At 63.8% G+C, this 19506-nt stretch carries 15 protein-coding genes; 3 read left to right on the forward strand and 12 right to left on the reverse strand.

The window, feature by feature from the left end; genetic code table 11:
- Positions 1 to 126 precede the first annotated feature (126 nt).
- The 3 genes from V6F88_RS04215 to V6F88_RS04225 form a co-directional block, all read right to left on the reverse strand.
- Positions 127 to 996, reverse strand: a complete 870-nt coding sequence (locus V6F88_RS04215; RefSeq protein WP_332608104.1) for an HpcH/HpaI aldolase/citrate lyase family protein — start codon at positions 994 to 996, stop codon at positions 127 to 129.
- Between the two features lie 19 nt (positions 997 to 1015).
- Complete coding sequence (locus V6F88_RS04220) at positions 1016 to 1735, reverse strand: response regulator transcription factor (RefSeq protein WP_332608105.1); 720 nt, start codon at positions 1733 to 1735, stop codon at positions 1016 to 1018.
- A 342-nt stretch (positions 1736 to 2077) separates the two neighbouring features.
- Positions 2078 to 2563, reverse strand: coding sequence for a hypothetical protein (locus tag V6F88_RS04225; RefSeq protein WP_332608106.1), 486 nt, complete (start codon positions 2561 to 2563; stop codon positions 2078 to 2080).
- A 208-nt stretch (positions 2564 to 2771) separates the two neighbouring features.
- Here V6F88_RS04225 and V6F88_RS04230 point away from each other — a divergent pair, with 208 nt between their 5' ends.
- Positions 2772 to 4010: an FAD-dependent oxidoreductase gene (locus tag V6F88_RS04230; protein ID WP_332608107.1), complete on the forward strand. Its 1239-nt coding sequence runs from the start codon at positions 2772 to 2774 to the stop codon at positions 4008 to 4010.
- A 62-nt stretch (positions 4011 to 4072) separates the two neighbouring features.
- Here V6F88_RS04230 and V6F88_RS04235 read toward each other — a convergent pair whose 3' ends face one another.
- Entirely contained in the window at positions 4073 to 5206 is a 1134-nt protein-coding gene (locus V6F88_RS04235) for a 3-deoxy-7-phosphoheptulonate synthase (RefSeq protein WP_332608108.1), read from the reverse strand.
- A gap of 315 nt (positions 5207 to 5521) precedes the next feature.
- Between V6F88_RS04235 and V6F88_RS04240 the strand changes: the two genes are divergently transcribed.
- Positions 5522 to 6739, forward strand: coding sequence for an EAL domain-containing response regulator (locus tag V6F88_RS04240; RefSeq protein WP_332608109.1), 1218 nt, complete (start codon positions 5522 to 5524; stop codon positions 6737 to 6739).
- A gap of 31 nt (positions 6740 to 6770) precedes the next feature.
- On the opposite strand, the gene V6F88_RS04245 is transcribed toward V6F88_RS04240, so the two are convergent.
- Both V6F88_RS04245 and V6F88_RS04250 read right to left on the reverse strand, forming a co-directional pair.
- Positions 6771 to 8420 (reverse strand): mucoidy inhibitor MuiA family protein, encoded by a 1650-nt coding sequence (locus tag V6F88_RS04245; RefSeq protein WP_332608110.1) that lies wholly within the window; start codon positions 8418 to 8420, stop codon positions 6771 to 6773.
- A gap of 135 nt (positions 8421 to 8555) precedes the next feature.
- Positions 8556 to 9467 carry a LysR family transcriptional regulator gene (locus V6F88_RS04250; RefSeq protein ID WP_332608111.1) on the reverse strand — a complete coding sequence of 304 codons (912 nt, stop codon included), beginning with the start codon at positions 9465 to 9467 and terminating at the stop codon, positions 8556 to 8558.
- 106 nt (positions 9468 to 9573) lie between these two features.
- On the opposite strand from V6F88_RS04250, the gene V6F88_RS04255 reads away from it, so the two are divergent.
- The gene (locus V6F88_RS04255; RefSeq protein WP_332608112.1) at positions 9574 to 10842 is read left to right on the forward strand and encodes an MFS transporter; all 1269 of its coding nucleotides are present in this window, start codon (positions 9574 to 9576) and stop codon (positions 10840 to 10842) included.
- On the opposite strand, the gene V6F88_RS04260 is transcribed toward V6F88_RS04255, so the two are convergent.
- The 6 genes from V6F88_RS04260 to V6F88_RS04285 all read right to left on the reverse strand — a co-directional run bounded on the left by V6F88_RS04260 (position 10830) and on the right by V6F88_RS04285 (position 19403).
- Complete coding sequence (locus V6F88_RS04260; RefSeq protein ID WP_332608113.1) at positions 10830 to 11879, reverse strand: hypothetical protein; 1050 nt, start codon at positions 11877 to 11879, stop codon at positions 10830 to 10832. The two genes, V6F88_RS04255 and V6F88_RS04260, sit on opposite strands and share 13 nt — an antisense overlap.
- An 11-nt stretch (positions 11880 to 11890) precedes the next feature.
- Positions 11891 to 12934, reverse strand: a complete 1044-nt coding sequence (locus tag V6F88_RS04265; protein ID WP_332608114.1) for a hypothetical protein — start codon at positions 12932 to 12934, stop codon at positions 11891 to 11893.
- Positions 12928 to 15708, reverse strand: a complete 2781-nt coding sequence (locus V6F88_RS04270) for a toxin VasX (RefSeq protein ID WP_332608115.1) — start codon at positions 15706 to 15708, stop codon at positions 12928 to 12930. Before V6F88_RS04270 ends, V6F88_RS04265 begins: the two co-directional genes overlap by 7 nt.
- Positions 15705 to 16679, reverse strand: coding sequence for a hypothetical protein (locus V6F88_RS04275; RefSeq protein WP_332608116.1), 975 nt, complete (start codon positions 16677 to 16679; stop codon positions 15705 to 15707). Before V6F88_RS04275 ends, V6F88_RS04270 begins: the two co-directional genes overlap by 4 nt.
- A 2-nt stretch (positions 16680 to 16681) precedes the next feature.
- On the reverse strand, positions 16682 to 18805 hold the full coding sequence (locus V6F88_RS04280) for a type VI secretion system Vgr family protein (RefSeq protein WP_332608117.1): 2124 nt from the start codon (positions 18803 to 18805) through the stop codon (positions 16682 to 16684).
- A 277-nt stretch (positions 18806 to 19082) separates the two neighbouring features.
- Positions 19083 to 19403: a flagellar transcriptional regulator FlhD gene (locus tag V6F88_RS04285; RefSeq protein WP_332608118.1), complete on the reverse strand. Its 321-nt coding sequence runs from the start codon at positions 19401 to 19403 to the stop codon at positions 19083 to 19085.
- Positions 19404 to 19506: the final 103 nt, after the last annotated feature.

A 19506-nucleotide genomic window follows, 5' to 3' on the forward strand; every position in this document is an offset into this window, starting at 1 on the left:
GTGAGCAGGATTCGAGTGGGATCCTGGGCTGCTTCAGACGTGTTTTGGTCTGTTTATTCGGGCAAAACGGCGGCATATTGCCCGGCTGCCGGCTGCCGGCTGCCGGCTTCGGCCATCAGAAGCGCGCTACGCGCCCGCGATAGCGGCGGCCAACGCCAAAATGCGCTCGGCCTCTTGCGCGTGCAGGTTTTCAACCAGCGCCCCGTCCACCACGGCCACGCCCAAGCCTTCGGCCTGGGCAGCGCGCCATGCGTCCAGGCGTTTGCGGGCAAGCGCCAGTTCATCGTCGGTGGGGGCAAAGGCCGCGTTGGCGGCCGCGATCTGCTTGGGATGAATCAGCGTTTTGCCGTCGAACCCCTGGTCGCGCCCCTGGTGGCAGGTGGCGGCGTAACCGGCGTCGTCCTGCAAGTCCAGATGCACACCGTCCAGCACCGCAAGGCCATGGGCCCGCGCTGCCATGACGGCCATTGACCGCGCCAGCAATGTTTCTTCCCGGCCGGGGGTATGGCGCGCGTGCAGGTCCTTGACCAGGTCCGACGTGCCGACCACGATGGCGGCCAACCTGGGGTGGCCGCCTGCAATGGCGTCCAGGCGCAGAAAGCCCAGTGGCGTCTCAGCCATGGCCCATAGGGGCAAATCCGGCGGCGCGCCGGCGGCATCCAGCGCGTCGGCCAGGGCTTGCAACTGCGCGGGGGATTGCACCTTTGGCAGCAGCACGGCGTCAGCGCCGGCCTGCGCAATGGCGACAACATCGTCCAGCCCCCAGGGCGTGTCCAGCGCGTTGATGCGCACGATGCACTCGCGCCGGCCATAGCCGCCCGCCGTCAGCGCCGCAGCCACCTGCATGCGCGCCCGGGCCTTGGTATCGGGCGCGACGGCGTCTTCCAGGTCAAGAATCAGCGCGTCGGCGTCCAGGCTGCGAGCCTTGTCCAGCGCGCGCGCGTTGGCGCCGGGCATGTAGAGGACGGAACGGCGGGGGCGGAAGGCAGGCGTCATGAAATCAGTAAGAAGCGGCTCAGGGTTTGGAATTGCCAACGACCTGCACGGGCGTGGTGCAGACATAGCCTACGCCGTACACGGTGCGGATGCCCATGTCGCCGCCCGCCAGCGCGCGCAGCTTGCGGCGCAGGCGATGCATGTGGGCGTCCAGCCTGTGGGTGTCGTAAGCGTCGACGCTGGCGCCCAGCGCTTCGACCAGCCGCCCGCGTGACAGCGGCAGCGGCGCGGCCTGGATCAGCGCGCCGATCAAGCGGCTTTCGGTATCGGTGATGTCTACGCAGACGCGCTCGGGCGAGACCAGCGTGCGGCGCGAGGGATCGAAACGCCACGCATCGGATTCCGCGTCGTCCATGCCTGTCGCGGGCACCACGCGCAGGCGCCGCGACAACGACACCAGGGTCGCGCCCAGCTCAGCCAGGTTGACGGGCTTGGTCAGGTAATGGTCGGCGCCCAGGCTCAGGCCGGACACCTTGTCTTCGCTGAGCAGGCGGCCGGTCAGCATGATGATGCCCATCGACGGATAGCAGGTGCGCAGATGCGCGATGCGGGTGAAGGCGTCGCCGTCGGGCAGCATGGCGTCCAGCACGAGGATGCCGGGCGTGACGTTCAGCAGCAGCTTGTCCAGTTCGGCAAGCGATCCGGCCGTGAGGATGGCTTTGTCCAGCCCCAGGTCCTGGATGGTCTCGACGATGGTGTCGCGCCAGTCACCGTGATCGTCCACAACGATGATGGTCACGGCGGGGTACGCGCCGGCGTTCGCACGTGACGCGATCCAAGGGCAAGCACGCGGGTGGCTGCTGACATGCGGTGGCTATCTGGTTTTGAAAAAGAGTCCGTTTGCGCGGACACGTGGCCGGCTGGATACGTTTCGTATCGTGGCGCTTGCGGAGAATATCACCAACGACGTTGCGGCGGCGCGGCAAACTTGCCGGATGGCATCCGGGCGGCGCCAAAACCGTGCCTGATCAAACTTTGCGCAGCCCGTTGCGCATCCCTCAAACGGCCGGCCATCTTGCTTGCGCGTTAGCCTTATCCACAGAAATTGTGGATAAGGAGCCACGGGCTGGCGCCATCCGATTTATGTAGGCAGATATTCAATCGGTACGCCTGCCGGCACCTTGCGCATGCGGTCGCGCTCGATGCGCGCCGAGGCGAAACGGGTCTTGCGGGCGGCGGCGTTTTGCAGCAACACCGACAACACCGATCCCTTGTCCTGGATCCATTGCGTTTTGCCCCGCAGCAATTTCATCGCGTTCTCGGCGCTGCCCAGACGATAGGACATGGCGTTGATCTGCACCGACGTCTTGCCGTCGAACGCCGCGGGTTCGTGTTCGGTGATCGCCGCGGCGTCCAGGTTGCTGCTTTCGTGATCGACGCGGTAGATGAACTTCAAGCCGCTGTGCGGATCTTGCACCACCAGCAGTTTTTCGGAACCGGAAATATCCGACAGCATGCCGATGACCGGCGATTCAACCAACTGGTTGCCGCGCTGTTCCTCGGTGTAGATGAAAACGCTGTGGCGCGACACGGAAAGGGCGGCGGGAATAAGGGGAGAGCTGTCCATACCTGACTTGAAAGTAGCGGCCCGGACAACGGCGTCCGGCAATCAAAACAGCCTGGCGCATACAGTCAACGCAGCCATGCCGACGCGCATGATACCAATTGTTTCAATGGTGTGCCCACGCTGCGCGAAGTTGGCGTGATGGCGAGCTGCGCGATTCTACGCCGCGCGCCGCTTGCCGAACATGGGGCGCAAGCGCAGAATTCGGCGCATGAAAACAGACGTTGTGGTTCTGGGCGCGGGCATTGTCGGCGTCAGTACGGCCCTGCATCTTTTAGCGCGCGGCCGTTCGGTGGTGCTGCTGGACCGAAAGGGGCCGGGGGAAGAAACCAGCTATGGCAACGCGGGCCTGATCGAACTGGCCAGCGTGATTCCGTACGCCTTTCCCCGGGATTGGCGCAGCCTGTGGCGCTATGCCCGCAACAACACGCCCGACGTCAGCTACCACGTGCGCTTTCTGCCACGCATTGCGCCATGGCTCCTGCGTTATTGGTGGCATTCGTCGCCAACGCGGCTGGCGCGTGCGGCCGAGGCGATGTTGCCGCTTATCGAACGCAGCGTGGCCGAGCACGACGCGCTGAAAGACGATGCGAATCTGACGCCCCTCTTTCGCCGTAACGGGTGGATTGACGCCGCGCGTACCGAGGCCGGGCTGGCGCGGGCAGTTGCCGACGCTGAGGCGCTGGCGCCGTATGCCTTGAACTACCGAGTGCTGGACCGGCAATCGCTGAGGGCGCTGGAGCCATCCTTGTCAGACCGTGTCGTGGGCGCGGTGCATTGGCTGGACCCGGTCAACGTGTCGGACCCCGGCGCCGTCACGCGCGGCTACGCGGCGCTGTTCCAGCAACGTGGCGGGCAACTGGTGCGGGGCGATGCCCGCACGCTTCAGGCTTCCGCGGACGGGCGGTGGCAGGTGCAGTCAGACGCCGGCCGGATCGAGGCGCGTGATGTGGTGGTGGCGATGGGCCCGTGGTCGCTGGATATCTTGCGGCCGTTGGGCTACCGCATTCCCATGGCGGTCAAGCGCGGCTATCACCAGCACTTTGGGCTGGACGCAGGCGCGACGTTGTCGCATCCGGTGGCCGACATCGATAGCGGCTTCGTGGTGACGCCGATGACGCGAGGCGTGCGGCTGACGACCGGCGCTGAATTTGCCCACCGCGATGCGCCGCCGTCGCCCGTCCAGATACAACGCACGCGCGCACTGGCGGGGCAATTGCTGCCGCTGGGGGCAGCCGTGGAGCAGGAACCGTGGATGGGATGCCGGCCCTGCATGCCGGACATGCGGCCGGTGATCGGCCCCGCGCCGGGGCACAAGGGGCTATGGATGGCGTTTGGCCATGCGCACCATGGCTTCACGTTGGGCCCGGTGACCGGCAAGCTGCTTGCCAGCCTGATCACCGGCCAGACGCCGGACATGGACCCGGCGCCTTACGCACTGCGCCGCTAAGCAAGCAGCACGCATGGCGGCGGGGCGGGGCGGTCGCGGTGACGGCCCCCGTGGGCGTGCGCTTACGCGGCGCCGCCTACTTTCACGCGGCGCTGGCGCACCGCCTGTGCCAGCGTTTCCAGCACCGGTTCGGTCTGGCTCCAGCCCAGGCAGGCGTCGGTGATCGACACCCCACGGCGCAGCGGCTGACCGGGCTTCAGGTCCTGGCGGCCTTCTTCCAGATGGCTTTCGATCATGACGCCGGTAATGCGCGCATCGCCTTGGGCCAGCTGCGCGGCGATGTCGTTGGCCACGTCGATCTGGCGCAGGTGCGACTTGTTGGAGTTGGCGTGCGAGCAGTCGATCATGACCTGTTCGCGCTGGCCGGCGGCGCGCAAGGCGGCACAACAGGCGTCGACGCTGGCCGCATCGTAGTTGGGGCCTTGCTTGCCGCCGCGCAGGATCACATGCGTGTCCTGATTGCCGCGCGTTTCGAAAATGGCGGCCATGCCCATCTTCGTCATGCCCATGAAAGCGTGCTTGGCGCTGGCGGCAACCATGGCGTCGGCCGCGATCTGCACGCCGCCGTCCGTTCCGTTCTTGAAGCCCAGCGGGCAGCTCAGGCCCGAGCTCAGCTGCCGGTGGCTGGGGCTTTCAGTGGTGCGCGCGCCGATGGCGCCCCAGGCGATCAGGTCCGCGATGTACTGCGGGCTGAGCAGGTCCAGGAATTCGGTGGCAATCGGCAGGCCCAGGCCGCTGATGTCCAGCAACAGTTCGCGCGCGCGACGCAGGCCTTCGTTGATGCGGAAGCTGCCGTCCAGGCGCGGATCGTTGATGTAACCCTTCCAGCCCACCGTGGTGCGCGGCTTTTCAAAATACACACGCATGACGATCAGCAGGTCTTTCTTGTGCTGGTCGACGGCGGCGCGCAGCTGGCGCGCATAGTCCATGGCCTGGCCATGGTCGTGGATGGAGCAGGGGCCCACGACAATCAGCAGGCGGTCGTCGCGGCCATGCAGCACGTTGGCGATCTGCGTGCGGCTTTCTTCGACCAGCGTCTGGATGGCGGGGGATACGGGCAGTTCGTCCTGCAGTAGCGCGGGCGAAATCAAAGGACGAACGGCGCTGATGCGGGTGTCGTCGGTGCGCGTGTTGTCCTGGGTCGAGTCGGCCGTGCCGACCTCGCGGTCGTGCTGGGGGTCGTCAATGCGGGTCAAGGGAAGCTCCGTGCCGTGGATGCGCAAGCTGCGCAAGATGCGTAAAGGCGGCCATTATCGCACCCGCGCGCCCAGCGCCCGGCACCAGGGCTGCGTCCGTCTGGACGAGCCCGCGCGTTGCGCCTGGACAACGGGGGGAGGCAATTGCGGCCAGGGTCTTCTTAAACCTACGCCTATCGGCCCGGAAATTGCCTTAGCCCTTTGCCGGCGGCGACAGATCCCAAGCGAATGCCGTAGCATGGAAACCCGAACGGACCCCCGAACAGAACCCGCGGCCGCCTGCCTGGGCCCGCCCTATCAGCTAGGACGGAACGAATGCCAAAAACCGACGCCGGAGCCGCTCGACGAATTCTTCTCGTTGAAGACCACCCCGTTGAACGCGCTTATTTGCAGAACATGCTGCTGGCGTTGGGATATCGACGGGTTGCCGGTCTGGGCAACAGCACGGAAGCGGTCAGCGCGTTAAGCCGGCAGTACTACGACCTGGTGATCAGCGACATCGTCATGAGCGACGGCGACGGCACCCACATGCCCAACGAATTGCGGCGCCTGGTGGATGTCGGCCGGCTAAAGAGCATGCCTCCCATCATCTGGATCAGCAGCCTTAGCGAAGAGCTGTTGCAGTCGCACGTACGCCTGGCGCTGCAAGCCGGCTGCCCGTCGGCACAGGCGCTGTCCAAGCCGGTGTCCCGCACGGCCATGCAACAGGCCATCAAGGTCGGGCTGGCCGCCGAGGACGTGACGACGCCCCAGCAACAATCCATCCGCCGCGAAGTGGTCGAAGCCGAATTGGGCCGGGCCTTGATCACCGGTGTGGGCATGAGCGTGGTGTTGCAACCGCAGATGAGCCTGTCCACCGGCAAAGTGCTGGCCGCCGAAGCGCTGTCGCGCTGGGATCATCCCGAACTGGGCGCCATATCGGCCGTGGACTTCGTGCCGGCCGCGCATCGGCTCGGCATGGATCGCATGCTGTTTCTGCGCGTGACGGATCGCGTGCTGGAGGTGCAGCAAACGCTGCACGCCGAAGGCATCGCCGTGCCCATTGCCATCAACGCGTCGGCGTCCACGCTGTGTTCGCGCGATATGCCCGCAGTGTTGGAAAAGCGCGTGGCGCAGGCGGGACTGCCGGCGCGCTTGATCAAGATTGAACTGACCGAGGACGAGCCCGTCAACGACTGGCTGGCCCTGTCGTCCGCGTTGAACCTGCTGCGCGTGCGCGGCTTTGAACTGGCCATGGACGACTTCGGCGCGGGCATCGCCTCGATGCGGCTGTTTTCCGCCATGCCCTTTACAGAACTCAAGATCGACCGGGACTTTATCGTCCACATGCACCGCGAAGCGGCGTCGCGGGCGGTGGTGGCCGCGGCCATCGAAATGGGCCGGGTGCTGGGCCGGCGCGTGGTGGCCGAAGGGGTCGAGCAGGAACGCGACCTGCAATTGCTGCGCGAACTGGGTTGCGACGTGGCCCAGGGCTATGGCCTGTCCATCCCCCTGGAGCCGGAAGCGTTCATCGAATTCTGCCGCCAGCACTGAAGCAGCCGGCGGCAGGCGGCAGGCGGCGCAATCAGATGCCGGACACGTCGATGTCTCCGGGATAGTCGATCGAGAACTTCAGAACGGTCTCGCGGGATTTGCCCGGTTCAAGGTCCCAGTTCCAGACCAGTTTGCCGTCTTCTTCGCGCTTGATGTCGCGGTCTGCGGGCGACAGCAGCTTGACCACGATTTTCTCGTTGCGCGAGACCGGCAGGCGGTCCTTGAACGACACCTGTTCCTTGGTGGCCTTGTTGTTCTTTACCGTGATCTTGTATTCGTACGTCACCCGCTTGCCGCTACCAGAGAAACCCGTGCTTTCGGTGTAGCGATTGACCAGCTGGCGCTTGATCGAGATACCGTCGTCGGCGCCCATCGCCAGTTCGACCTTTTCGCCGGGCATCACCGCTTTCATGGCGCTGGACGCGACGAAAGCGTCGTCCAGGAAGGTATTGAGCGGGCCGGCCAGGAACGGGAACTCGGTATTGTTGCTGGCCTGCGCCGTCAGGAATACCGCTTCGCGCAGTGCGGGCGTGGACTGGTATTGCAGCGTGGCCGGCAGCTTGGCGGTTGCGATTGCCACGCGCTGGGTAGAGTTGTCCGAGGGCAGCGTCGCCGGGTTCTGAATCTGGAAAGAGGCGCTGGTGGCCTCGTTTTGCACCTGCGCGGTGCGCACGTCGATCGGTTCCGGCATGGCGTCGGCCTGTGCGCTCTCGGCATAGGCCTGGCTGGCACCGCGCGGCGCGCGCTTCATGGCCATTTCGCTGGATACGGCAGGCGCGGGCGCGGCGATGGGGCGCGGCGGCGGCGGCGGCGGGGCGGCCACATCAATGATCCACGGTTGCAAGGTCGGCGCGCCACCGCCCAAGGCGGGGCGGGCAGTGGACAGCGTCAGCTTGACGTTGTTCCAGTCTTCACCCGAGTTCTGGCGAATGACGCCGAAGTAACCCAAGTCCACGCTGCGGTCGGCGGGACGCAGGCGGGCGTCATAGGCGGGCGTCCAGCGCGCGCCGGCGACGGCGTACGACACCGCCAGATCGACCTTGCCCGCACGCGCCAGGTTGACCCGCAACGTAACGGTCTTGGTGCGGCGGCTCATCTGGCCTTGCACCACGTTCAGCTGGTTTTGCAGCGCCGCAAGCTCGCGTTCCAGCGCCTCTTTGCGTGTCGCGACCTGACGCAGGCCGGCCAGGGTCTTGGCCAGGCTGTCCGCGCTAAGCGTCTGGATGGCCTTGAGTTCGTCCAGGGTCAGGCGGGCGCTGTCCTTGGAGGGCTCGGTGGCGCCGCGCTGCATCATCAAGACCAATTCGCGCTGGTTGTCCAGCACCGCAGCCTCGTCATCCAGCTGGGCCATCTGGTCTTCCAGCTTGCGCACCTGGTCTTGCAAGGCGCGGACGCGTTCGTTGGCCGTGTCGGCGTTAAAGGCGTCGCGCACCTTGACGTCCAGCAACGAGGCCTGGCCCGTGCTTTTGGCCGACACTTGCAGGGAATTCTCCTGCAACGATGCCGGCAGATTTTCCAGGGTCAGCTCATGCTCGCCCGCCGCCAACTCGCTGGTGGCCGAACGCGTGACAACCGCGCGGTCCTGATAGACCGTCACCGCGCCGATGGCGGAGGTCAGCGCGGCGGCAGCGCCCAAGCCGGGAATCGTTGCAAGGGCCAAGGCCAAGAGAGTACGTCGCACGGGTTCACCTTTGAAAAGGTTGATATCTGAAGCTGCGTCCCGGCTTAGGGACGGATCAGCGGTAGCGCAATTTACTCTGGTGTCCAAGGCGCGGGTTTTACAGAAGATGACAAACGCGACAGGGCACTACGGGCATTAGGTGGACGGCTGCGCGCGCTCCGGGTGCGCCAGTTGGCGCAGCAACGATACGGCGTTGCCTGCGGCCATGGACCGGTCATGGCGGCGGTAGGCCATGTCCAGCAAGGCGTGCGGCGCGTCGCCCTTGATCGGGCGATATTCGATGCCCTGCGCGCCCATGTGCCGCATGGCGGCGGGCACGATGGAAATGCCAACGCCGGCGGCCACCAGGCTGACGATGGACGCCATTTGCGGCGCCTCTTGAATCACGCGCGGCGCGAACCCCGCGCGCTGGCAGGCGGACTGGATGGCGTCGTACAGGCCGGCGCCGATGGGGCGGGGGTACAACACGAAGTCCTCACCGGCCAGCGCCGCAATCGGTACGCTGCGGCGGCGGCTTAAGGCGTGATCGGGGGGCAGGGCGACCAGCATGGGTTCGTCCAGGACGCGTTCGGATTCGAATTCCGCGTCCAGCAGGTAGGGCGGCCGCACAAAGGCGATGTCTACCTCGCCCAGCCGCAGCCCGCGCAGCAGTGAAATGGTATTGCTTTCCGTCAAGGTGATGCGCACGTCGGGATAGCGGTCGCGATAAGCGCGAATGGCGCGAGGCAGATAGGGGTGGAAGACGGCCGATGCCGTGAAGCCCACGGTGATCGCGCCGCGCTCGCCGCGTCCCAGCCGCCGGGCCGTGTCGATCGCGCGGTCGGCGCTGGCCAGGATGGCGCGCGCGTCTTCCAGGAACTGGGCGCCGGCTTCGGTCATCTCGATGCCTCGGGGCAGACGGAGAAATAGCGGTGTGCCGATTTCGCGTTCCAGCTGCTGGATCTGCTGGCTCAAGGGCGGCTGGCCAATCCCCAGACGCGCCGCCGCCCGCGTGAAATGCAATTCTTCGGCCACGGCCGTGAAATAGCGCAAATGGCGTAGTTCCATCGTTTTAAAATATGGGCGGTAGGGGTTTCATATATTGGACATATGAAGACGAAAAGTCTACTTTTGATCTGCGGGCGCGTCGCTCGCTAGTCTTTCAGAGATTTCCATGTCTGCCCCCAGCGCCAGTTCCTGCCCCCCCACGTCCGCCCCTTATCTGGCGCGCGGCACGCCAGAGCTGCATCGCGCGCAATGGGCCTTGTTCGCCGCGGGCTTCTCCACGTTTTCGCTGTTGTATTGCGTGCAGCCGTTGATGCCGCTGTTCACCGGCGCCTTTGGCGTGTCGCCCGCGCAAAGCAGCCTGGTCCTGTCCTTGTGCACGGGCTTGCTGGCGATTGCGATCTTTTTTGTGGGCCTGTTCTCTCAAGCACTGCCGCGCAAGCGCGTCATGGCCTGGTCGTTGCTGGCTTCCGCCGCGCTGGGCACGATCGCGGCCGTGGCGCCCGACTGGCAAAGCCTGCTGGCGCTGCGCGCGCTGCAAGGCGTGGCGATGGGCGGCGTCCCCGCCGTCGCCATGGCCTACCTGGCCGAGGAAGTCGAACCCGACACGCTAGGCTTCGTGATGGGCCTGTATATCAGCGGAAGCGCGTTTGGCGGGCTGTCAGGCCGCGTCATCACCGGGCTGGTTTCGGATCACTTTGGCTGGCGCGCCGCGATGGGTACGCTGGGGGTCGTGGGCATCGCGGCCGCCGCGTTGTTCATGTGGCTGCTTCCCGCCTCGCGCCGCTTCACGCCGCAGCGCGGGCGTGGGTGGGCCGGTGTGCTGGGCGATGTGCGGGCGGGCGTCGGCGCGCACTTGAAGAACGGACCGTTATGCGCATTGTTCGCCATGGGCGGCTTGCTGATGGGCGCGTTTGTCACGGTCTACAACTACGTAGGCTTCCGCCTGCTGCTGCCGCCGTTTTCGCTTAGCCAGACGTTCATCGGCTTCATCTTCGTTGTGTATCTGGTCGGCATCTTTGCCTCGACGTTTTTCGGCCGCCTTGCCGACCGCCACGGCCGGGGCGCCATGCTGTCCGCCGCGACGGGTCTGGCCTTGGCCGGGTTGCTGCTGACCTTGTCGGACTCCTTGCCCATCTTGATCGCCGGGATCGTGGTGTTTACTTTCGGCTTTTTCGCGGCGCACGCGGTCGCCAGCGGCTGGGTGGGCCAGATGGCCCGAGGCTACAAGGCACTGGCCGCATCGCTGTACCTGCTGGTGTATTACGTGGGGTCCAGCGTGCTGGGCGCCTGGGGCGGCCATTTCTGGGCCGCCCGGCAATGGCCCGGCGTTGCCGCGATGGCAGGCGGTTTGTTGGCATTGGCATTAGCCATCAGCGCCGGCCTGGCCTGGCGCACCAGCGGCTCACGTCGCGCAAACGCCGGTCAACCCGCTTGATTGCGCGGCTGAACCTGCCGCCCCTTGTGGTCGACAAAAATCAAGCCCTTGTCCATTCCAGCGTAGCGATAGAAGTAGCGGGCGCTGGACTTGACGGGGCGCGTGTCGTAGGCGGATAGATCAGCGCCCGGGGTGCATAGGCGTTCGACTTCTTCCGGCCAGCGAAACGTGCTGGCTTTGTGCTTGATCCAGCGGTCGAGCAGGGGTTTGAGGGTGAAGAGGTTGAAGAAGAAAAGGAAGACGACTGCGATATTGTTCAGCCCGTTCAACCATTCCAACTTGTCGTCGCCGGTCGGCTTGCGAACCAGGCCTTGCTCGACAAACTTTGGGTCGGCTTGAATTGCCTTCAGCCCGTGCTCCATATAGCGGCGGATGAACTCCAGCCGGTGAAGGTTGTTGTCGAAGAACGTCTGGTCATGCAGGTCAAAGTCGCCTTCAACGATCAACGGCCTTTTGCTTTTTCTAATGCTCTCGGGATCCTGGGACGGCAGTTGCATCATTTCTAGGTAGGGCCTAGGGAAACATAAACGTAGCGCGTATCCGTGCCCGAATTCTGTGTAGGGCCGCACATCGCGCCATGGTAGGTGTAGCACCGTATTCCCATAACAGACGTGCACCAATTGCGCTTGCCGATTAAATCGGATGCGCGACATGGCAGAATTGGTTACTAACCATAAACCCGCCGCCGCCATCAGTAAAAAAGGAATACAGATGAGGGCGCCCTTGTGCTGGTACTCCCCGAACAGGGGGGCCAGAATGAATACGAAGGTCACGGACATGGGCACGCCAAGCGTCGACAGTTGCAGCAAAAACGTAAGCTGCCCTTCCGTACGCGGCTCAATATATTGCTCGTTGAACTGCTCTGGATCGGACACGTCTTCGGTCAGCCATAGCTGCTCGGGATCCATGGCGTAGCGAATGTCGGGCAGGGCGGCGAAATACAAGCTTTCGTCGAGACGTGCGCATTGACGCTTGAATTCGACTGCGGCATCCGGGATGGTGGCGGGATCGATGATGCGGAGCTGTTTGCTTGCCATGTCTTCTCTTACTACTCCGAGCGACGCAAATGAACTTGTCTGCCTTTGTGATCCACAAAGATCAGTCCCTTGTCCATTCCAGCGTAGCGATAGAAGTAGCGGGCGCTGGACTTGACGGGGCGCGTGTCGTAGGCGGATAGATCAGCGCCCGGGGTGCATAGGCGTTCGACTTCTTCCGGCCAGCGGAAGGTGCTGGCTTTGTGCTTGATCCAGCGGTCGAGCAGGGGCTTGAGGGTGAAGAGATTGAAGAGGATGTCGTAGACATTGAAGATATCGCTCCATCCGCCCGTTCTGGTGACGTTGTTGTCACCGGTGGGTTTACGGACAAGGCCTTGCTCGACAAACTTTGGGTCGGCTTGAATTGCCTTCAGCCCGTGCTCCATATAGCGGCGGATGAACTCGAGCCGGTGAAGGTTCTTGTCGAAGAACGTCTGGTCATGCACGTCAAAGTCGCCTCCAACGATAAACGGCGTTTTACTCTTTCTGATGCTGTCAGGATCCTGGGACGGCATTTGCATCGTCTCCAGATAAGGCCGCGGGAAACATAAGCGTAGCGTGTAGCCGTGCCCGAATTCGGTGTAGGGGCGCACATCGCGCCACGGCAAGTGCAGCACCGTATCGCCATAAGAGACGTGCACCAATTGCGCTTGCCGATTAAATCGGATGCGCGACATGGCAGAATTGGTTACTAACCATAAACCCGCCGCCGCCATCAGTAAAAAAGGAATACAGATGAGGGCGCCCTTGTGCTGGTACTCCCCGAACAGGGGGGCCAGAATGAACACGATGGTCACGGACATGGACACGCCGAGCGTCGACAGTTGCAGCAAAAACGTAAGCTGCCCTTCCGTACGCGGCTCAATATATTGCTCGTTGAACTGCTCTGGATCGGACACGTCTTCGGTCAGCCATAGCTGCTCGGGATCCATGGCGTAGCGAATGTCGGGCAGGGCGGCGAAATACAAGCTTTCGTCGAGACGTGCGCATTGACGCTTGAATTCGACTGCGGCGTCCGGGATGGTGGCGGGGTCGATGGCGCGAAGCTTTTTCACCATGACGAGCTGGCCTCCATCTCGTAGTCGGCATCCGTGAAACCATTGGGGCGATAGTTCACCGTCGTCGTGCCGAACAGGGCGTTCGTGGCAATTTTGACGACGCCGACACCGTTTATCACGGTCACTCGATCCGGGTCGTCGTAACGCACCTCGCGGCCTGAGAACTCGCCCAGGCGCGGGGCCTGCTGCTGGCTGATCGAGTACTGGCTGATTTGCGACCGCCATCCTGGCAAGAAGACGGAAACCGAACGGACGTCGTCCGGCACTCCTAATACCGTCGCTAGCCTCGACTTCAGGGAAGGAGCCAAGACCTTCATTACGTCGATGTCGTTTTGCATGCTGGGCGCCTGGAACAAGCGATGGAATTCTTGCAGCTCTTCTTCATCGCTAGCAAAGGGCTCAAGCCCGCCTGGCATGCCCCATACGCTACGTCGGATCCATGTCTCGACCCTCGCCTCGTCGACCGTGGTTTGGTGGAGGTGGCGAAGGCCGAGATAAAGCGCTTCGATTCCAAGAAGGATCCACCCGATCGTGCCGGAGTTAAGTCGAGCCACTCCAGTTGTGCCTTTCAACAGTAATGAGCTTGAAATGGCCGCCCTAGCCACCTCCCAAGGGCGTAGTTTTCCCCACAGGTGCAAGAAGCCAATCCCCCCAGCGGCAAATTGCACTGAGCCACTGACGAAGCTGATTGTCGCGACTTGGCCGCTCTCTTGCGTGGCGGCCTGCCACCAGTCCTTTGCGCCAATCGCGATCGCGGCCACAGCAGCCACCCCAATCGCCCGCAATTCCCACTTCGTGGCCGCCCCGTCAAACGCAGCAGCCACCCCCGTCTCCCCCCGCACCTTCGCCAAGTCCCGCTGTTTCTCAAACCAAAACCTCGTCATCGTCGCCCCAGCCGCGCCCACGCCCAGCACCTTGCCAGTCGCATTCAGCGCATTCCCCAAAGTCAATCCGTCCTCACGCCCCAGCGCCTTGAACGCTTCTCCCGCGCTGTACACCGTGGCGAACGCCGCGACGCCGCCTAGCGCCAGGCGGGCGTTGTGCCAGAAGCGCAAGCGCCCGGGCAATTTTCGGCATTGCTCCAGCCGCTCCTGCACGTCCTCGGTGTCATACAAGGTGACAAGGGTCTGCACGGCGCGGTCGACGGTCTGTGGACGAAAGCCATTGACGCCCGTGAGCCCCATGCTGTTTCGCACCCAATTGCCCACTTCGGGAAGCGGTACGTCGTGGGCGCGCGCCAGGGTGCCGTCCAGCACTTCCATGATCGGGCGGTACACACTGGTCCAGAATGCGCCGGGCGATTTCAATTGGCCGTGCGCGACCAAGGCGCCCAGCATCACGCTCAGCTGATTGGATGCGCCGTCCGCCGGTAGCGTCTCCAGCACTTTTTGCAGCGCGGCCAAGGACGCATTGACCGTTGCCTGGCGGACGGTGCCGCTGGCCAGCTTGGCGTAGCTGATAACTTCCGGCGCGCCCAGCACGGCTTTTTCCAATAAGCCCACCGGGCCGTCGGGTTCGACTTGCGCCAGCAAGAAGTGCTTGCCGGCTGTGCAGTGGATCAAGGCCGGCAGGGTATGCCCCGCAAGGCAGCGCAAGTCTAGATAGCCCTGGGTGTCGGGCGTGTGTACGTCGACGATGGCGTCGTAGGTCTTGCGCTGGCTGTTGAAGACCGCCCAAAGATCGGCGGCCGCACGGACGACGTCGTCAGCGTGCGCTTGCAGCTGCTTGGGATGGTGTTCGGCGAAGTGGGCGCGTGCGGCATTTCGAGCATGGACGGTACGCTTGCGGTGCGCGGCCAGGCGCGCCTGGTTGGCGCGTTCGTTGGCCGCCAGAACGTCCGGGCCGGTGACGCCCGGCCCCATGGCGCTGCCGATAGGGTCATTTCGTAGCGTTCGGTCTCCGGCCTCTGCGCCGGCCAGATTGCCCAACTGATCGATCATCTGGGACACCCGCAGCTTGTGAGCCGCGTCGGCGCCGTAGGTCTGCAAATCCGCCAGCCTGCTGCCCACCAGCATGTTCAATTCGCTTAGCATGCCCGCCAGATCTTGCACGACAACGGCTTGGGGTTGGATGTCCGTGCGGGGCCGCGTCGCGGCCGTCATGGCGTTCTGGGTAGACAGGATGTCGTCGGTGTGTGGCCGGCTTTCACTCCAGGGATACTGGCGCAGCACGGTCTGGGACAGCTCGCGGACTTCTGGCAGCAAGGTAGCGGGAAACACGTGCGCTTGCTCGCCGCCCGCAATTTTTACGGGGGTGGCCAGCAGGCTGCGCCAACTTTCTTTGTTGTTTTCAATGTCCCATAGCGCGGCGTGGCTCAGTAGCGTGTCGCTGACCATGACATGCGCGGTCTCGTCTTGCAGGTCAGGAGGCGCAAGCAGGTAGCGCGCTGCGCCCGTTTCGTCCGGTACGGTCGCGCGGCCCGGCACGTCGCCTTTGTAGTCGGCTTCGGTCCACCAGATAGGCGCGAAGCGGATGTTGTCGGTGACCTGATAGTGGATCGTCCACATGCGTCCGCTCTGGCGCACGAACAGGTAGACATAGCTGCGTGGCCGCAGTACCCGCAAGCCGTAGGCTTTGCCGTCGCTCAGCGCCGGATAGCCGACGGTACTCAAGGTACTGAACACCTCGGCATCAAAGGGTTCATCGGTGATGCCATAGCGCAGGGGATACAAGGGGATGCCGCGCCGGCAAGGCGGCGGGGATATCGCCTTACCCAGTATCTTGGCGCTGGGGTGGGGCGGTTGCAGCGCCTTGGGACATTGCAGATGAATCATGATTGCTTTCCTGATGCCATCGCGGCGGTGATCGTGTTCAAGCGGTGTTCCGCGTGGTTCAGGCGCAGCAGCCCGGATTCGTCGCGGCGGGCCAGGTTGGCGCGCAACTCGGCATCTTTCTCGAACGGCAACTGGGGAAAGTGCAGCCGCAGTTCGATGTAGTGGTGAATGTCGCGTTCGAGATGCAGGTTGATCAGCCCGGCTTCGTCGGTAAACAGCGCGATCTGATGCAATAGCTTGGCATGGGTAACCGGGTGGCTTGCCGCCAGATCGGCCGGCACGTGGCGGCGCACCGCCTCGCGCATGAAGTAGGCAAAACTGGCGCGGTTGACAGCCTCTTCGTCAGCCGCCGACAACGCAAAGCCCCTGGGGTCTGGCGCGCTTTCATTCGGCTCGGGAATATCCGCTTGCAGCCATTGCGCACCTGTGTCGTTCGCCGTGAGCCAGATCAGCCTTTGTATCGGGCCCAGCAGTTCTGCGAGACGATCGGCAGGCAAACCTTCGCAAAGCTCTTCCAATTGGCGCGTGGCCGTCAGATTGAATCGCATGGGCAAGCCATCGGGCGCCCGCATCAGACGCAGGTGCTTCAGGTGTGCACTTGCCGGCGCGTCATCGCCGGCAAACAACAGCACACCCATTTGCCGGGGTGCCCAATCGTCAATAAAGGCTTGCAGCAGCGGCGCGGTGACGGGCGTCAGCAACGGACCATGGCGATATCCCGGCGGCTGGTATTCCCAATCGGTGCCGCGCCATAACCAGTGACGATCCACGCCGGACTGCAATGACGACACCTCGTGTTCCAGCGTGGCAGACCGTGCGCCATCCAACCAAAGCCAGGCAGAGGCAGAGCCGTAGCCAGGGCAAGAATTCGTATCCGCGCTCGCGCGATCGTCGGCCAGGCTGTCCATGCTGGGGGCTTGCACGACGCGCACGATTTGACGCGGCCAGCCGGCCTGTTCAAGGGCAGTCATCGTCAGGCTCCTTGCATGCCGCAAGGGCAGGGCACGCGCGGGCAGGTGCCGTCGGCGCGCAATGCGCAAAGCAAGTCCATGGCAAGCCCTGGGGTAGCGGCGCCCGCCATCGACGGGCCGCTGGCCGCGCCGGATTGCTGATTGATGGGCCCCTTGAATACCAGGGCGCCCGCGTCCAGCGTGATGCCCGAATCGTCAATGTTGATCGTGCCGCCCGGCCCCTTGATCACCACGCTTTGCGCGGCCTGCAACTCCAGCGTCACCGTCTTGCCCTCGATCCGCTCGCCCGCATGCACCTGGAAATGCCCCTGCACCTTATGTTCCACATGGCCGCCCGTTTCAATCCAGTGATTGGCCGTCGTCTTGTCGCGCCGGTTGTTGCCCACGTCTTCCGTGCGATCCCGACCGGTGGCGATGGTGTGGTTGCGGTCGATGGTCAGGAAGTCGTCCTGGCCGATGGTGTGGCGGCGGTCCTGGCCGATGTGGACCTGTTCATCGCTGCCCACCGATTCACCGCGGTCGTGGCCGATGGTGATGGTTTCGTCATGCTCGACCTGTTCGCTTCGGTCGTTGCCGACGAAGGTGGTCTCGTTGTGATTGACGTGGATGTTCTGGTCTTTTTGCGCGTGGACGTAGATCTCTTCCTGGTCCCGTTCGTCTTCAAAGCGCAGCTCGTTATAGCCATCGCCCTTGTGTGTCTGGCTTTTGATGGTCATGCGCGTTTTGTGGCGCGGCAGCTCGTACGGCGGCGGGTTGATCGATCGGTGCGTTCTGCCCGTGACGATCGGCTGCGAGCTATCGCCGTCCAGAAAGCTGACGATGACTTCCTGGCCAATGCGCGGGATGGCCATGTGGCCCCAGCCCGCGCCGGCCCAATTCTGCGACACGCGAATCCAGCACGAGCTGTGCTCGTTGTTCTGCCCCAGCCGGTCCCACGGAAATTGCACCTTGATGCGGCCGAATTCGTCGCAGTAGATTTCTTCATTGGGCGGGCCGACCACGCTAGCGATCTGCGGGCCGTCCACTAGCGGCTTTCGGCTGGGCTCGGGTTTCCAATCGACCTTGTCGGGCACGATGTCGGCGGTATAGCCATAGCGCGTGCCTTGTTCAGCGCCCGCGCCGTCTTCTTCCTGGCTGGTGTGCTGGATGCCATGGTGGCGCATGCGCACCGGGCGCCAACCGTGGTTCCAGTCATCACGCGGGTGGCCGGTCAGGTCGAACGCCACGCCGGGAATCAGGCGCGCGTCGTCGCCGTGCACCTGTGCCATGCGCGCGTCCCGGCGCAAGCCTAGCAGCCGGCTTTGCGTGAAGGGTTTGCCTGCCTCGTCGCGCTTGTAGCGGCCGGGGTAGTCGTAGCGTTCGTAGCGGGTGTCCTGATGTTGCAGGTCGGCGGCGACGTGCGTGTGTTCCTGGTCGTACTGCGGGTGTGTGTAGGTGTAGTCGCGTTGCGTCTGGCGGGCGGTGCGTAGTTGTTCGGTGTAGATGAAGCGGCGCAATGCGGGCTGGTGTTGGTCGCCGCCCGGCGTGGGGTTATAGATGACCGGCCCGCCTGCGATCTCGCCATGGATGTAGATGCGATCGCCGTGAATCAGGCGGTGGGAATTTTCGGTATGGGCGTAGCGGTGGAAGTAGCCTTCTTCAGCGGCCAGGCGCACCACGAAATCCAGATCGGTTTCGCCGGCTTGCACGCAGTATTCGCGCACCAGATGGTTGTGGGTAGTGACCTGTTCGTAGTCGGTAATGCCATGGCGCTTGAATACATCGGCCAGGATTTCCGGCACGGACAGTTGCTGGTAGATGCGCCAGTCCGAACACAGCGCCGCGCGCGCCAGCGACGGTTCGACCACGGCGCGGTAGCGCGTGCGCCGAAAGCCGGTGTCGCCTTGCTCGAAGGCGGTGACGATGCCGTGCACGTGGCGCACGGGCACATCGCGCCGCCATAGCGTGAACAGCGCTGTTTGATCCAGCAGCGCGCCAAAGTCGATGGCGGGGTCGAAGCTGGATAAATCAAGCTCCAGCCGATAGGTCTCGGACAGGGCCTCGTCCAGCGTGAATTCAATAACGTCGAACGCCACGCCACGGGCGGCGGGCACGAAGGTAAAACGCAGGTCGGATGAATGGGCCATGGCAGGCCTGATGCAACATCCGTGCCAGACCAAACGCCAATAAAATAAAGCCTTTTATATCATTGGCTTGTGTAAAAACCAGGCGTCTTATAACGGGCGCACACAGGCGGACCGGGCCTACATTCCCCTGTTTTTCCCCCGAATCAGGCCAAATCTGGCCTGATAAAAAATTAGCGCTTGCGAATCAACGACTTAGATCGAGACAAATCTGGCCCAATCGGGTCAATTCTGGCCCAGCGGCGACTTCAGCTGGCCGCGCACGGCCCGCGCCGCGCCGTCAGGCCTCGGCCTTGAACACCGCTTGTGGCGAGGCGGCCGCCGTCTCACCCCGAGCGCCAAGCGTCGCATCCATGCCGCGGCTCAGCGCCGATAACAGCAGGTGTGGCGCTACGTTCAGCTGTGCCAGCAGCACGCTGCTGCGCGCCAGCCGGGTCAGCGCGTGTGGCTCCAGTTCGGCCAACCACTGACAGGCGCGCGGAGACATCTGCATGCCCGCCAGCGCCGTGGCGTCGCAGGTGCGCGCCATGCGTTGCAGCAGCAGGAGGTACATCAGGTTGGTTTCGTGGATATCGCGCAGAAGTTCGGTCGAATTCGGCATCGGACGCCCCACCTTCTAGAGTTCGCTGGCCAGCCGCGACCGGAGAGCGAAAGGCGCGCGGCGTTCTAAGGCGAACGTCTATTGCAGACCCGGGACGGGCTGC

Origin of the sequence: Achromobacter sp. ESBL13 (assembly GCF_036668755.1) — a bacterium.
In the GTDB taxonomy this organism is placed as follows: domain Bacteria; phylum Pseudomonadota; class Gammaproteobacteria; order Burkholderiales; family Burkholderiaceae_B; genus Achromobacter.